5 protein-coding genes and 2 pseudogenes are annotated in these 15,630 nt (G+C 66.4%); 4 read left to right on the top strand and 3 right to left on the bottom strand.

The window, feature by feature from the left end:
- Positions 1-19: 19 nt before the first annotated feature.
- Positions 20-5,023, bottom strand: a complete 5,004-nt coding sequence (locus tag AB0G56_RS24240) for a hypothetical protein (RefSeq protein WP_360972633.1) — start codon at positions 5,021-5,023, stop codon at positions 20-22.
- 504 nt (positions 5,024-5,527) lie between these two features.
- Here AB0G56_RS24240 and AB0G56_RS24235 point away from each other — a divergent pair.
- The 4 genes and pseudogenes from AB0G56_RS24235 to AB0G56_RS24220 all read left to right on the top strand — a co-directional run.
- Positions 5,528-6,625: an IS110 family transposase gene (locus AB0G56_RS24235; protein WP_360972631.1), complete on the top strand. Its 1,098-nt coding sequence runs from the start codon at positions 5,528-5,530 to the stop codon at positions 6,623-6,625.
- 510 nt (positions 6,626-7,135) lie between these two features.
- Positions 7,136-7,303, top strand: coding sequence for a hypothetical protein (locus AB0G56_RS24230; protein WP_360972629.1), 168 nt, complete (start codon positions 7,136-7,138; stop codon positions 7,301-7,303).
- A gap of 97 nt (positions 7,304-7,400) precedes the next feature.
- Positions 7,401-8,241, top strand: a pseudogene (locus AB0G56_RS24225) (HAD-IC family P-type ATPase); the annotation flags it as partial.
- 22 nt (positions 8,242-8,263) lie between these two features.
- Positions 8,264-8,592, top strand: a pseudogene (locus tag AB0G56_RS24220) (transposase); the annotation flags it as partial.
- Between the two features lie 229 nt (positions 8,593-8,821).
- On the opposite strand, the gene AB0G56_RS24215 reads toward AB0G56_RS24220, so the two are convergent.
- Both AB0G56_RS24215 and AB0G56_RS24210 read right to left on the bottom strand, forming a co-directional pair.
- Complete coding sequence (locus tag AB0G56_RS24215; RefSeq protein ID WP_360972627.1) at positions 8,822-9,073, bottom strand: hypothetical protein; 252 nt, start codon at positions 9,071-9,073, stop codon at positions 8,822-8,824.
- Complete coding sequence (locus AB0G56_RS24210; RefSeq protein WP_360972842.1) at positions 9,070-15,561, bottom strand: RHS repeat-associated core domain-containing protein; 6,492 nt, start codon at positions 15,559-15,561, stop codon at positions 9,070-9,072. Before AB0G56_RS24210 ends, AB0G56_RS24215 begins: the two co-directional genes overlap by 4 nt.
- Between the last annotated feature and the right edge of the window lie 69 nt (positions 15,562-15,630).

Genomic DNA, 15,630 nt, shown 5'->3' with positions numbered 1-15,630 from the left:
CAAGTCCGGCGACGGCCTGCTACCGGATGCTTCTCTTGACTTCGGTCACGATGGTCCCAACCTTGCCTGGGCCCTGTGCCGTGCGGCCAGCGCTCTGGCCGAACTCTCTCCAGACACGGGGGTGCTCGGCGGTCACAGGCTGCCGTTCACCGGTCATGCCCTGGACCAGGCAATGGCCGCTGCGCTCGAGGCGGTGCTCGAGCCACTCTCTGGACGCGAGGAGACTGTAAGCCCTGCCGCTCGGGCGGTCCCATGTCAGGTACTGCACCTGCAGTTGCCCGTCGGTGTCGTACCAGAAGGGGCGGTCCGGGTCGCGCCGCAGCCTGCTGTCTCTCAGGAGTGGGTCACTGAGCAGCGTCACGGAGACGGATGCGTCGAGGGAGCAGTCCAGGCTCTGACCACTCCAGTTGTATGTCTGGTCGGTCGGAATAGCGGTGACGGGCTCCCCATCGGGATCTGTGGCGAACACCATCTGGCCCTGCGGCTGTGCGGCGAGGGTGCGCTCCAGCCAGTCGTCCTCGTCGTCTTCCATCGGACCGTCCGCCCACTGCTCTGCGAGCTCCAGGAGCAGCTCTTCCCGGCGCTTTTCCCTGCGCTCCCGCCAGATGGCGATGGCGACGCTCTCCTCCGAGGTCGGCGGTCTAGGGGTTGGCTCCGGAGTGGAGAGATCGTCGTCCCCCGGGACAAGGGAGGCGTCCTCATCGGCACCGGGTTCGTCATATTGAAAGGTACTCACATGCCAGGAGTCGGGTTCCGGATCGGTCCAGGGCCCGGGGACGGTGGGGAAGTCGGCCAGGAGAAGGCTGTGACGATCGGGCCCTTCGGGCATCAGCCGGTTCGTGAACGAACGTCCCTCAAGCCACGTCAGCAGGCTGGTGAGTTGGGGGGCAGGCACGAGCCAGCTGTGGATGCGGTGCCACTGCTCTGCCTGGCCGCGGGTGACGTTCCACCCTCGGCCGTCGTGGTCGTCCATGGCCTGTTCGTAAAGGACGATCCACTGCCGGTCCTGGCTGTCGGTGCGGATGCCCAGTTCGTCGAGGTCGGGCAGGTTGTCCGGACGGTTGATCCATTCGTCGACGCCCTCGTCGTCGGGCAGGTCGGGTACAGGTGGTGCCAGCGGTTGTGCGGGGTCGGCGGTCGGGAAGGTGGCGTGGTCGGCTTCGTCTGGACTGTTGTCGTCGTCGGTGTCGGAGAAGGGGTGTCGGGCCGGAGGAAGGGAGGGGTCGATGTCGAGCAGCGACAGTCGTGCCGCTCCCGGGTATTCGGCGGCGTCGCGCTCGGTCTGCCGGTGGGGGTGCCGGTGGTTCGCCAGGCGTTCCACGAGTTCGTGGAGGGCCATCCATTGGTACTTCTTGCCGATCCGTTCGCCCTTGTGTGACTGGCGGGAGCCAGAGTGGCGGGAACGCATGTTGTCGAATTCGGCGAACAGTTCAGGTGTCCAGCCCAGGTCGGCGACGCGGGCGAGGATCCAGCGTGCGGCCCACTCGGCGTCGACGTGGGCAGCGGCGAGGCGTTCGTCGTCGGGCGGGGGCACTCGGCAGGCCCGCAGCAGCGCGTACTGGTCCGGGTCGAGGACGTCCCTCGCCTTCCTCGCGGTGAGGAGTTGTTCAACGGCAGCCGGTGTGCTCAAGGCGGGCCGGACGGACTCCGGAAGGCTTTGCGCGAAGGCCGGAATACGGGCGGGGTCGACTACGACAGAATCGTCGGCCCGCTGCCACGCCGGCCGACGGGGATAGTCGGTCGACAGCGGCAGCAAACTGAAGTGACGCACGGCCGGCCGGACCTGGTAGTCCGCAAAGTCTCCCAGGGGTGAAAGGGACGAGCGGAGCGATCCCCACCGCGACTTGTTCTGCTCCCGCCGCAGGAAGAGCACGTCGAGGTCCTCCTCCGCGGGAGCCTGCCCGATCGGAGGGCAGGCGTGTGGATGCCTGACCGCGTTTGCTTCCTCGCCGGTGACGGCTCCAGCACGGTGCGCCAAGGTGACGACGCGTGTAGCCGCTTCGCACAGCAGCCCGTTCCGTGAGGCGTGTGCGGGCGAATCAACCGCGCCGTAGGAGTACGTGAGCAGCCGCCGGGCGACTGTCCCGAGGAGGTCGTGCTTGCCGTCGTCCTCGCTGCGACGGGCCAGGACTCCATACGCAACCCACACTAGACGCTCGAAGAGGTAGGGATCATCGATCTTCTCCGCGTCCTCGTGGAGGAATCTGTCCAGGAGGGAGACGAGAACGTCTCCGTGCCCCAGAAGCAGCTGCACCAGGGCCTTGGTGGCCCGGTCGCGCAGGAACCGGTTGGAGGACGTGAGGGTCCACACCAGTGTCGTGGCGGCCAGCCGGACGACTTCCTCGTGGTTGGCTCCGGCCGTCTGCACCGGTCGGCGGGTCCGGTCCCCGAGCCGAGGCCGGACCGTGAGGGATGCAGGGTGGAGATGGCGCGGGGTGGGGTACTGCTCGGCCCAGCGCAGCAGCCGGTGCAGTGCCGTGACGTCCCACAGCAAGGAGTAGGTCTCTACGCCCCACCACGCGTCGCGCTCGGGCCGCGGTTTTCGCAGCAGCACCCGGTGGAGACGGTCGGCGTTCAGCAGATGCCCCGGCTCGGCGGTGACCGCTACCGCGGCCTCCAGCACGTCGGAATTGCGTCCGTGGCGTGCGGCGGTCTCGTTGAGGAGCTCGATGGTGCGTTCGTTGACGCTGCGTGTGCTGCGCAGCGGAAGCGTTTCCAGAAAGCTGCGGGCCAGCCGGTAGCCTCGTGCGTCCACGCGTCTGGCGGGGCCAGCTGTGGCCTCTGCAGATGTGGGAGAGGCGGCCAGCAGGTCGATGAGTTCCGTCCCGGTTTGTTCGGGCAGGAGAATCGACGCTGCTTCCTGGTAGTTCGGGGCAGCCTGCCTCAGCCAGCTTCGCAGCGCGGAATCGGCGGTCAGTGGGTGTCCTTCGCGTAGCGCGTCGATCTCGTCCTGGTGGGCAGCGAAGACCGACCGTACAACGCGGTCGTCGCCGAACGCCTGGTAGGGGAAACCGATACCGGTTGCCTGGTCGGCCTTGTAGGTCCGCTCGTTGGACACCAGGCCCTGGGCGAGGAGCTGCCCGAGCATCGTGTCCGGCCACGCTGTGGCCGCCGGAGCGTACGCGTCGACAAGAGCGCGGGCTTCCTCACGCGGCAGCACGGAACGCCGTGCGGCGGCCATGCGCGACGCCAGGGCGTCCACTGCACGGTGCACGGGCCGCTCCAGAGGATCGAGTCCGAGCCGGGAGCAGATGGTCTCCGCGCGGTGGTCGACATAGGCGTCGAACACCGCGCTCCTGTCACGCGGATGGCCGCCCGAGCCGCCACGCTTCAGGCTCTTGCTCAGACTGTCCGCATACAGCTTTACGAACAAAGGGTTGGTGAAGACCGAGGCCAGCAGGGGAGTGTTGGGAAGAACCGCCGCCGTACCCCTCAGGTAGCTCTCCAGCCCTTGCATCTCCCGTCCTGCAAAGCCGGGGTGCGCGGAAGCCGGCCCATCGAAACGATCAGGCACGACGATCGACTTGAAGGTCGAGCGGCAGGACACCAACAAAGCGATGTGCCGGTACCCGGCCAGACGCACCTGTAGCGCCAGCAGTTCGCTCTTCCATTTCCCGGCATCGTCGGAGTCATTGAGCGCATCGATGATCAACAGGAAGCGGCAGCCGCTGGCCGCGCCAGCGGCGTCCATCGCCTGCAGGAGGTCTCGCTCGGCAAGCGGCCCCAGGCCACGCTTCTGCGCGATCTCACTCAACGCGTTGTGCCCGGTGAGCTCCTGCCCGAACACCACCAGCGCCGGACGGCCCTCGTCTACGGCCCGTCGCGCGGCGTCGACCAGCAAATGCGTCTTGCCCTGCCCCGCCTCTCCCAGGAGCAGCCAGGTCTTCTTCTCCGCTGCCTGGGCAGCGGGACTCCGCAACAAGCCAACCAGGCGCTCGCAGGCGTCGAGGGCACGAGCCAGAGCGCGCTCGCACACCCATTGCATGCTCTGCACCGCGGTCACTGGAGCCTTTGCGCCCCGTCCGGTGGCAGATGTGGCGTCGTCGCTTTGACGCTCTTTCTCCGCGAACCGGCCAGCCAGGTCCTTGAACTCACCCAGCCGCTCCAGCATGTCCTCCGCCACGGCAGAGCTCTGCTCCGCAGGGAAACCGGACGTCGCGGATGCAGTCGACAGGTCGTGGACCAAGGCGTGGGCGCCTTCCTGCAATGCGGGCGTCCACGCGTGCACCCACCGCGACAGCGCCTGATGGTCGGGGCTGCTGTCCGGCGCGGGATAGCTGTCGTGCCAGCGCGTCATCTCGGAAAGGAGTGTCACCACAGCGGCCTGCAGATCCCGGGATCGCTGGACGCCCTGCCTCAAAAACTCCTGCGGCAGGGCGCACGCGTCCGCCACGCGCGCAAGGGGCAACGTCACATGATGCTCGGGTGTGTACCGTGCCTCGGCCAGACGCTCAGCAAGCGTGACCTGTTCCCTGAACCACTCGCTGCCCAGCGCCCGCCGCTCGAAGAAGAACCACTGACGTCCCTCATTTCCAGGGCGGGTCAGCCGCTCCAGCAGCTCACCGCCACCGACGTAGCGGATGTCCACGCCAGCAAGACCGGGCAGGTCCTTCTTCCACTGGGCAACGTTGTTGTTCCACCGCTCCCTCGCACCGGTACGCGCGTTCCCGCGCGGGGTGACAGGGGTGGGGTCGGAGAGGTCGAAGGGGGCGAGGAACTCAAGCCGGACAATCTTCCGGTTCGCGATGTTCTCACCGACTGTCTTGGCGCTCTTCTTCGCCTGTGGGATGAGGTCGTCGATGTTGTGGACGAACTTGACCTGGTATCCGTGCGCAGCGCTGCCGTCGGGCGCCTGGTCGTACCACTCGACGCCGCCGTCCGGAGCAGCAGTCTTGATCGTCTCCCAGCCCGGAGGCGCTGGCGTGCGGAGCTGGAAGCAGAGTTCCTCGAACGCGCGATGCTGGCTTCCGTCCCATTCACGGATGCTCTGCCAGTTGTGTGCCCTGCTGTCGTTCGATGCCACTGCTGTCCTCTGACCGGCCTGCCGCCCCACTGTGCGCGTGTCGGATCCCAGCGTAGAGGGCTGCGCTGACACACCAAGTTTCCCTGGGTCGATGGACCGGATCAGGCGTAGGAATTCCGTTGTAGCCGGTGCTGACCTGGGCGCTGCTGGCCATGAAATATCGGTCAGGAGTGGACGGTAGTCAACGCCTTGTCAGCGCGTTCAGTCATGTTGAGCATCGGTTCGGTTGAAGTCATCCGGCAGTGATCGAGTCATGTCGCTATACCGGGATCGATGGGACGGTTGTGCAGTGCCGTCCCGGGCGGAGGTCTGACTCGTGAGATCTATGACCGAAGTGTCCAGTCACGGACCTGCCGACTGCCGTTGCGGGATGCTGCCTGCCACCGAGCCACAGGGCGTGTCCCAATAGGGGCCTTGCCGAGTTCAGGCGCCATCACGGTTCAGACCGCCCGAGCGGGCCGGTGCCATCTACCCAGCACGTCACCACGCGGGAGGCGAACCACCATGACGACCAGAGAGCGCAATACCTCTTCCAGCACGGATCCGCCCAATCGGAGTGAGGTCGTCCTGGGCGTGGACACGCACGGCGAGGTTCACGTCGCCGCCGTGGTCTGCCCGCTGGGGAAGGTCCTTGGCACTGAGTCCTTTCCGGCGACGGCCGTTGGCTACCGTCGGCTACTCGTGTGGGCCCGCAAGCGGGGGACGGTGCGCCGGGCCGGTGTGGAGGGCACCGGTACCTTCGGCGCGGGCCTGTCCCGCTACCTGCTGACCCAGCAGATCCAGGTGTTCGAAGTGAACCGGCCCGACCGCACGGCCCGCCGTCTGCTCGGCAAGTCGGACCCGCTCGATGCCCAGGCCGCAGCGCGAGCCGTGCTCAGCGGTCGCACCCGGGCCCAGGCCAAGTCCGGCGACGGACCCGTGCACAGCGCCCGGATCTACAAACTCGCAAAGGACTCCGCGGTCAAGGCCCGCACCCAGGCGATCAACCAGCTGAAGGCCGTCCTAGTGATCGCCGACTCCGCCCTGCGGGAACGGTTGTCGAGCTTGGGCAATGCCGAGCTGTTCCGCATCTGCGCGACCCTCAGCCCACCCGATGGTGGGGGAGACGAGGACGCGGTGGCCCAGGCCACCCACATGACATTACGCATGCTCGCCGAACGCATCGAACAGCTCAGCAGACAGATCAACGAGCTGAACCAACGCCTGACCCGGCTCGTCGAACGCCACGCGCCGCAACTGCTCGTACCGGTGGGTATCGGCCCGGACAGTGCCGCCACTCTCCTGATCACCATGGGGGACAATCCCGAGCGACTGAACACTGAGGCGTCCTTTGCTGCCCTTTGCGGAGTCAGCCCCATCGAGTACTCCTCCGGGCGTCGGAGCACGCGCCGGCTCAACTACGGCGGCGACCGGCAGGCCAACGCCGCCCTGCACCGCATCGTCTTCACCCGGCTGCGCCACGACCCGCGCACCCAGGCGTACTACGAACGCCGCACCCAGGAGGGCAAGACCCGGCGTGAGATCATTCGGTGCCTCAAGCGATATGCGGCCCGCGAGGTCTTCAACCTGGTCAGACCGGTTTCCCGCGCCCCCGCGTTATAGGGGCGTCAGTGATACGGCGAGGCCCCGCCCGGCCCCCTCCTGGCGGGACCTCTGCGCGGAGCCGTGAGGCAACGAAGCCGTACCGGAATGTTCCGGTGCGGCTTCGTCGTGAGATCAGCTGCGCTGGCCGCACGACGCGGCCGGCACCTCATGCGGTCCATCCCCTGTCTCGCTTCCAGGGTGCGCCTACTTTGCGATTGCACTCGCCGGGAGGATCCATGTATTCACCAGGCGAAGCGGAATGTCGGCCCTTCCCCGACCCGCTCTCTCCGCTAGTCCCAGGCGCTCAGAGTCATCTGGAGCCCCGTCATGCCGCCGCTTCTGCGCACCGGGTGGTGCGCTTTGCGCAGGTCCAAGAGGACCCTTCCAGTGGGACGAGGGTGTGACCGACAGGTGTGTGGCGGAGCGGACACCTGCCGGCTGGCCGGTTGACGAGTTCGAGCGCACCGGCTTCGCGCCGCTGTTCGCGGGCACGGGCATAGGGCGGTCAGGGGCTTCGGCCCGGTCGCGATGGTAAGCCGCGCGGTCGCATCGGCGGCATCTTGGCCGGTTGGAGTCTGTTCGCTGCTGTGGGGCGCCTTCGTCGATGGCTACCGCCCCGACCGGTTCGACGCCGTCGGTGCCGTGATTTGTCTGGCAGGCATGGCCGCAATTATGTACGTCCCACGCGGCCGGTAACCGCTGGGGACGGAAGCCGACTCGGCGCCCCCAGAGACGGTCAGGCGTTCGGGAGGGCGGCTGCCTGCGGGTCCGGCTCGGCGGTCTGCTCGCGGAATTGCTGGTCCTGGCGGCGGCCGAGCATCCCAGCGAGCACCCCCTCGCGCGTGCCGTCGTGGACGCCGCGCGCACACGCGGCCTGGACATCCCCGCGGCGGAGGACTTCACCTCCGCTCCCGGCACCGGCGTGACGGCCACCGTCGAGGGCAAGGCCGTCGTGGTCGGCAGCCCCGCCCGGCTACTGAACGGGCGCAGCGATCACGCGGCTGCCGTGGTCGCCGCCCGGCTGGAGGACGAGGGCCGCACCGCCGTCCTGGTCGAGGCCGAGGGCACCCCGGTCGGGGTGCTGGGCATCGCCGCGCGAGGAGGCCGCCGCCACCGTCACCGCGCTGACCACCCTGACCGGAACCGCGCCGGTGCTGGTCACCGGCAACAACTCACGCGCCGCCGGCCGCCTCGCCGGGGAGGTCGGCCTCACCGACCTCCGCGCGGGACTGGTACCCCAGGACAAGGTCACTGCCGTGAAGGAGCTGGAGCAGGCCGGGCGCAAGGTGCTGGTGGTCGGCGACGGTGTCAACGACGCCCCCGCGCTGGCCGCCGCCCACACCGGCATCGCCATGGGCCGGGCCGGATCCGATCTCGCCCTGGAGACCGCCGACGCCGTAGTGGTCCGCGACGAACTGGCCACCGTCCCCGCCGTCGTCAGCCTGTCGCGGCACGCGCGGCGCCTGGTGGTGCAGAACCTGGTCATCGCAGCGGTGTTCATCACCGGACTGGTGATCTGGGATCTGGCCGGGACCCCGCCGCTGCCTCTGGGTGTCGCCGGGCACGAGGGTTCCACCGTCATCGTGGGCCTGAACGGCCTGCACCTGCTGGCCGACTCGCTTCGGGCGTGTTGAACCCTGCCTTCGGGCACGGCAGTTGGTGCTCGGCTTGCTGTCGGACCTGCCGCGCAAGGATTGCTGGACGATCGCCGAGCACACCGGGGACGCCTCACCCAACGGGCTGCAGCACCTGCTCAGCCGGGCCAAGTGGGACGCTGACCTCGTCCGGGACGACCTGCGCACATTCGTTCTGGAGCATCTCGCCGACGACCAGGCGGTACTGATGGTGGACGAGACCGGCGATCTGAAGAAGGGCAGGCACGCCGTCGGCCTCCAGCGGCAGTACACCGGCACCGCTGGGAGGATCGGAACGCCCAGGTCGCTGTCTACCTCACATCCGCCTCCCGGCACGGGCATGCCAGGGTAGTACTCGCGTAGCAGGGAGCGGAGCTGGTTGGGGCAGCCTTTGGCGCCCGCAGGGGCGCAGCCGCCTCTGATCGACCGGCTGCACTGGCCCGGCTGGCCGCTGCCTGTTGGGCGCAGCGAAAGCCAATCTCCTCGGAGGGAGAAGATTCTCCCGCCGAGGAGACGGAGCTGCTTTGGCGCCTGATTTACCGAGCAAGTGTCCCGCGGAAATTGGGCATAGCTCGTGTTGTCATTCGATCCCTGGCGGGCCGAATTCTTCGATGAACTCCTTCATTAGTTGCACCATATCCCTCTCCGACCAGTATGGTGCACCAGCCCACGGGCGATAGAGAGATATGCCTTCCGTGAGGAATTCGAAGGCGTCGGTGTCCAATAGGTGTTCCGTGGCGAAATCCTCCATGGATGCAACGAAATTTATTGACCGATCCTCTCCGGCGACGAATCTGCGCGCCATGTAGAGAATCTCTTCTATGGGGTTCATGGAATATCGAACTCCTTTGGGATCATGACAGTGACTATGTGATTAGGATTTTTCCCGGAGACAACCACGAAAGGTTTGCCCGGAAGAGTTGTATCTCTGACCTGGATTGTGTCGCGCAATGAATCGTATTTCACCTTGTTGCCGTTGTTCAAGATGTAGTCGAGGGCCTGCAGTGTTGTGGGGGGACGTCCTGGCCCGCTCCCGGCCACTCGCTCAGCTGCGTGATTACTCAGAGTCCTACCCTCCGGTGTGATCAAGAAAGGGATGTGGAGGTTCTCCTGCTGCCTGAGCGCCCAGTTGCGGCTGTAGGGAACTAGCGCTTTGCTCGCAGCGTTGGCAGCTTCATCAGCTCCTGCCGCAAGTCCTGTAGTCCCGACTACCGCGCTTCCACCGGATGCCCCGCCGGTCACCACTTCCGCGATTTCTGCGGCGCATGCCGGGGCGGCGGCCAGGCAGCCGTCGCCCACGGCGACGGCTGCTGGTGCGGCGACCACTGCAGCTGCTACCCCTACGACGAGGCCGAGAATGACTTTTTGCCATGTTGCGAGCTTCGGCTTATCAGGAAGGTCGTGGGCGTTGGGGTCGTAGTAGGGGTTGGTGCCCATGGCGTAGCAGGATCTGCATTGCGATCCGTCTCTTCGCTGAGGCTTCGGATCGGGTCCCTTTTTGAAGACGATCTGTGCTGAGGTGCGACCGCCGTCGGTGCGGACGGTGACGGTCATCGTGCCGCTTCCCGTACCGCCACCAGTGGTCGTGTACTGGAACGTTTTGGTATAGGTCTTCGTGGAGTGGTAGACCCATCCATCGCGGCCGAGTGTTACCGATACGTGGACGGTGTTGCCCTTGTTGTCGGTGCACCCGGTTTCGCAGCCGGTGTCTGGGCGCAGGCCGGTGGGGTCAGATTTGGTGACGGGGGTGTTGTTGGCGTACGCGTAGCCGTTGAGGGACTCGTGGTCGTCGGGGGCGAGGACGGGGTCGGCCGAGAGGAAGCGTCCGGTGGACGGGTCGTACTCGCGGGCGCCGATGTGGGTGAGTCCGGTGTCGGTGTCGGCGGGTTTGCCTAGGAAGCCCTTGTCGTCGGGCCAGGCAGACGGTGCTGCACCGCGGGCTTCGCCGAAGGGCTTGGTGTAGCGGCGGGTGACGGCCTGGGTGGTTGCGTCCACCGTCATGGAGGCGGTGCCGTGGTGGTCGTCGACCATCCATGACAGGCCGGTCTCGGTTCGGACCGCGGTGGCGTCGCCGGCGGGGTAGTAGCGCTGGGCAGTGAACTTTTTGGCGGCCGTGTCGTAGTGGAGTTCCTGGCCGCCGAGGTAGAGGACGGTGGTGTCGGAGTCGCGGCGGATGAGGAGGTCGCCGTTGGCGTCGTAGAGGTAGTCGGTGGTCTTGGCGCCTTCGGTGAGGTGGGTGAGTTCTCCTTCGATGTCCCAGGTGAGGCTCTGCGCGATGCCCGTTGGCCCGTAGCGCTTGGTGGTGTTGCCCTGCTCGTCGTAGATGTATGGCTTTGCGGTGCTGTCACCCACGGTGACTGAGGTCAGGGTGTGGGGCTGGCCGGTGCCGGATGCGTTGACGACGGGGTAGGCGTACGCGGTTTTGGTGGTGCCGGCTGCAGTGTGTTCGGTCTGGGTGTCGCGTAGTCCGCCGGTCTTGTAGGTCCAGCTGGTCCAGTAGGGGGCGGGGCCGCCGAGGGCGGACGCCGAGCGGGCGGTGGTGCAGTTGTTGGAGGAAGGGGTCCACGCTTCGGTCAGGCGCCGGTGGCCGTCGTAGGCGAAGCACTGGGTGTCCTTGCCGCCCGCGTTGTCGGTGATCGACGTGATGTTGCCGGTGGCGTCGTAGGCGTAGTCGACGTTACTGGTGTAGCCGGTGTTGGTCTGGTCGACGGTGTGGGTGTTGGCCAGTCGGCGGGTTCCGTCCTCGTAGCGGTTGAGGATCTGGAGCTGCTTGGCGCCGGTGGAGGTGCCCAGGCGGGTTTCCTCGATCTCGCCGTAGGGGGAGTAGCCGATGTTCTGGACGTAGTCGGTCATGCCGTCGGTGCCGGTGAGGAGTCCGAGGCCGTTGTAGGTGTTGGTGACGGTCTCGGCTGGAAGGCCGGCTACCGCGGGCATCGAGGTGGACTGGACGGTGCCGTCGATGTTGTAGGTGATGGAGGTGGTGAACGTCTGCGGCGCGCCGGCGGTGACCAGGGGGTCGGTGGCGGCGATGACGGTCTTGGTGCCCTTGGGGCGGGCGAGGGCGTCGTAGCCGGTGACGACCTGGGAGTAGATCTTGCCGGTGGTGCCGCCGACGTATCGGATCGCTGCGGTCGGCTGGCCCTTGGCCAGGGAGTCGTAGGTGAACTTGGTCAGCTGGTGGGCGTTGTCCTTGGTCCCGTCCCAGGTGCCGGCCTTGCGGCCCAGCTCGTCGTAGTCGGTGATCAGGGTGCGGGAGGCGCCGTTGAGGGTGCTGGTGACCGTGAGCGGCTGGTCGGCGTCGTTGTAGGTGGTGGTGACCGTGCCCTTGTCGGGGTCGGTGGAGGTTGTCTTGCGGCCTCGCAGGTCGTAGTCGTATGTCCACACCGCCCCGTCGGGGCCGGTCATCTTCTTGAGCTGGCCGCCTGGGGTGTACTCGTACAGGGTGCGGGTGTAGTCGCTGCCGGTCGGGGAGGGACTGGCGTATTCACGGTGCTCGGTGACCCGGCCTCGGGCGTCGACGATGGTCAGCGTGCCGGTGCCGCCTTCAGCGGAGGTGACGGCGGTGCGGTCGCCTTGTTTGTCGGTCTTGGTGCGCCATTTTTCCTGGTCGTAGACGCGGAAGATCGATTCGGTGGCTCGACCGGCGGCGTCGAAGACCGTTTCGGTGGAGGCGGGGACGGATCCGGGGTAGGTGTTGGCCAGGGTGCCTGTCGGGGCGTTGTTGTCGTGGACCTGGTCGTTGGTGATGTAGGGCAGGCCGCGGTCGTCGTAGAGGGTTTCGGAGATCACTCGGCCGCCGCCGGGTGCGGGGACCTGCTTTTGGCGGGACCGCAGCAGGCTGTCGAAGATCTCGTAGGAGCTGTTGTAGGTCTTTCCGTCGGCCTTGAGGGCGTCGGTGCGGACCCAGGTCTCCTTGTTGTTGTTGATGCTGTAGGCGTAGTTGATGCTGGCGGCGTCGCCGAGGGCGCGGGAGCGGTCCGGCTTCCAGACCGAGCGGAGGCGGCCGAGCGCGTCGAAGGACCACTCGGTGACATTGCCGTTGGCGTCGGTGGTCTTGGTGGCCGTGCCCCAGGCTGGGTCCACCTCGGTTGTCGTGGTGAAGAGCTTGGGTGCGGGGGCTGTGGTGGTCTTGGACGTGAGCGGGCCGTAGCCGGTGTCGTCAGGAACGTAGCCGGTCTTGACCGTGCGGTTGAGGGCGTCGGTCGCGGTGAGGGGGCGGCCCAGCTTGTCGTAGGTGGCGCTGGAGACTTGCTGGTAGACGGGAGCCTTGCTCGTCGGGTCGTAGCTCGCCACCCGGTAGGAGGCGGTGATCTCGCCCTTGGTGGGCGCTGCGCCGACGGCTTGGCCGTCGTAGGCGGTGGTGATGTCGGAGACGACGTCGTCGGGGACTGCCGGGGTGGCTGCGCAGGGGACCGAGTAGGTCTCGGTGCGCGAGACTGCGTTCACCAGCCATGCTGCAGTGTTGCGGGCATAGGTGGTTCGCACGCATGACTCGTCGCCCGTTTTGGCGACATCACCGGTGTCTTCCACGGTGACCGGCATGCCGTACGTGCTGTCGTACGTGGTCTTCTGCTGGACGGTGCGGGTGCCAGTGGACGTCTTGGTGCGGGTGGCGGTCTCACCGGCCTGGACGATCCAGGACTGCGTCGTCCCCCAGCTGTATGCGTGGCTGCCGGTCTTGTGTGACCAGGGGGTGTTGATGGTGCCGCTGACTTCGTCGGCGCCGTTGTAGACGATGGTCTCGCGGACGAAGCCGGCGTACTGCCGGGAGTCGTCGATCGCGGTACCGGTGGAGTCGGTGACCTTCTCCACCCGTGCGGTGCCGTCGAGTTCCTTCTCCCCGTTCAGACCTCGCATGTAGAGCGTCTGCTTCTTGCTGCGCGGGCCCTCGGAGTCACCGGAAGTCTCAATGACTTTGCCGTAGCCGCGCCACTGGGACCATGTGCGGTTGGACGGCTTGGTCAGGCCCTCGTCGTCCGCGTAGGCCCAGCCTGCGCCGCCCTGATAGTCGTAGTAGGTCTCGCCGGTGTCGCCGTGGCCGTAGGGATCATCCTGGAAGACGGAGGTGACCACGTACTTGTGGAACCAGTCGGTGACCGGGGTCGCTCCGGACTGGGACCACTTGACCGGGAAGCAGCGGCGGGTGTTCTTGTCAATGTCCGCCGGCATGCTGGTGCCCCAGAGGCAGTCCGGGTCGGAGTAGTTGACGGTGAGCGTCGAGCCGGTCTCGGACTTGATGGTCCGCACGCGCCACTTGTAGTAACGCAGGGTGTCCGGGCCGCTGCCCTCGACGTGGTTGGGCATCTGGTCGCCGCCGAAGAAGACGGGCGGCATGGCGGCAGTGGTGCTGTTGCCCTTGCCGGTGTTCTGGATGGACTTCAGCCACAGGCTGGCCGAGGAGGCGTCACCGCTGTCGGGGAAGTCCTGCTCCAGGTGCCATGTGTCCACGTCGCGGCGGGTGGTGCCGGTGCCGGTCCACACCGAGGTTGTGATGTCGGTGAGACGCTTACGGGTGAAGAAGGCGGGGCCTATCTGGGTGGTGCATTTGGTGTTCGCCGCGCAGATCATGTCGAAAGGCACATCGGGCCAGTTTGTTTTGGTGTCCTTCGTCAGGCTCGAGCAGCCACCCGGAACGACGCAGCGCTCGTCGTAGGTGAAGCTCACCTGTTGCGCGGCGGGTTTGGTGTAGAGCAGGTCACTGCGCAGGCCGTAGTCGATGCGGGTCAGGTAGCCGCCGCGGATGTAGGCAGTGCCATTGACGGTGGTGTCAGCGTTCTTGGAGTAGTAATTCGTCTCCTTGCTGTACCAGTAAGTGGACGCATTGCCGTGGGGGTCGACGACGTAGTCCAGGTTCCAACGCCATGCCTGATAGCAGGAGGAGTCGGCAAAACCTGTGGACTTGTAGCAGGGTTCACCAGAGTCGTCACCGAAGACGGGGACCGTCCAGACAGAGTTGGTGACGGGGTCGTCGTCAGCGGTGCTGGTAGTTCCCTTGTCGCTCCAGCCGGGCAGCCGCTGCTTGCCGAAGAAGTACTGGATGCCGGAAGCATCCGTGACCTTCCAGTACTCTGTGTTGTTATCGCCATTACCGGTGGCGCCGGTCAGGTGTTCGACTCGTGTGCCGTCTTCGTTCTTCAGTTTCCACGAGCCGCCGGATGCCTCGGACTGAGCTGCGGTATCGCAGGCTGCCTTGTCGACGCAGGTGTTGACCAGCTCGACGGCCTTGCCGTTGAGGACCAGGGTGGCGTTGGCGTATTTCCAGCACAGGTCGCCCTTGCCGGACTGGCCGTCGTCCTTGCAGGAGGCGTACTTGCGCTCGATGTAGGAATCGGTGATCGAGAAACCTTCACCGATCACGGAAGTCTGATTGTTCTCCCCGGCCGTGCGGCCGTCCACGGAGGCGGAGTCGTAGGAGATAGCCAGATCCGGAGAGGGGCCGGCCGTGGCCGGAGGCACCTTCAACGGATAATTCCAGGTGAAATCACCTGTACTGCCGCCGGCTTCCCAGGTCGCGGTCGGAGACAGTGACGTGGCGCTGTAGTCGCTTCCGCCACCCGAACTGCCGGCCGCCGCGGCCAGCAGCATAGGGGTGCCGGCCGTCAGGGAGCGGGCGGAGACCACGCCCGTCAGGATCTGGGACTGCGCATCGTTGTCGGCACCCGCCACGGGGGTCTGCGTGCGGCAGGCTGCCTTCTCCGGGGTGGTCAGTGCACAAGGCGGAAGCGTCACCAGATTCAGGCGGGTCCCGAAGTTGCCGCCGTAGACGTCCTTGAAGGAGGAGTAGTCCAGGGAGATCCGGAGCTTTTCCCCGGCGGATCTCCGGGTTGTGCCTTCTGCGGGGGTGACGGTGAGAAGGACACCGTTGACACCCGCTTTTTTCGTCGCCGATTGCGGGTGGACGCTGACTGTCACGTCCTCGGAGAGACCTGCGGCCTTTGCCTGCGGGGTGTTCCTTGCCGGCGTGTGCGCAGGGTGGGCAGGTTCTTGGGCCAGTTTCAGGTCGAGTCCGCCGACGGCGACAGTGGCAGTGCCGCTCGTCGCCAGTTTGGCTTCAGCCTTCCCGGCGCCCGGCCACGCGGACCTCTTCAGTCGCTCAGATGTCCGGTGAGAGGCCGCCACGGCCTTGTCCCGCGGAGCCCTGGAGGTGCTGGGCTGGAGGACACCGACTTTGTCAATCTTCGTCTGGGAGCGGTCTTCCAGATGTCTACGCGCTGCCGAGGAGTCCGCCTGGGCGGCGAAGTCATAGCCGGAGGGCACTATGACTTGGGGCAGCACGGACAGTGATAGGGCCAGCGCACCACGTCCCAACCAGCGGCGTATGACCGTCCCTGGTAGGCGTGATCGGAAGGGGGATGAAGGCACAGTGATGTCCTGGTTCTCGGGTATGGG

It is taken from the genome of Streptomyces sp. NPDC021356 (assembly GCF_040641015.1).
Taxonomy (GTDB): domain Bacteria; phylum Actinomycetota; class Actinomycetes; order Streptomycetales; family Streptomycetaceae; genus Streptomyces.
This window is presented reverse-complemented; position numbering and strand designations above follow the sequence as displayed.

Excerpts from the sequence above, each read along its gene's own strand:
- AB0G56_RS24235 (WP_360972631.1), top strand. The coding sequence starts at position 5,528 with ATGACGACCAGAGAGCGCAATACCTCTTCCAGCACGGATCCGCCCAAT.
- AB0G56_RS24230 (WP_360972629.1), top strand. The coding sequence starts at position 7,136 with ATGGTAAGCCGCGCGGTCGCATCGGCGGCATCTTGGCCGGTTGGAGTC.
- AB0G56_RS24215 (WP_360972627.1), bottom strand. The coding sequence starts at position 9,073 with ATGAACCCCATAGAAGAGATTCTCTACATGGCGCGCAGATTCGTCGCC.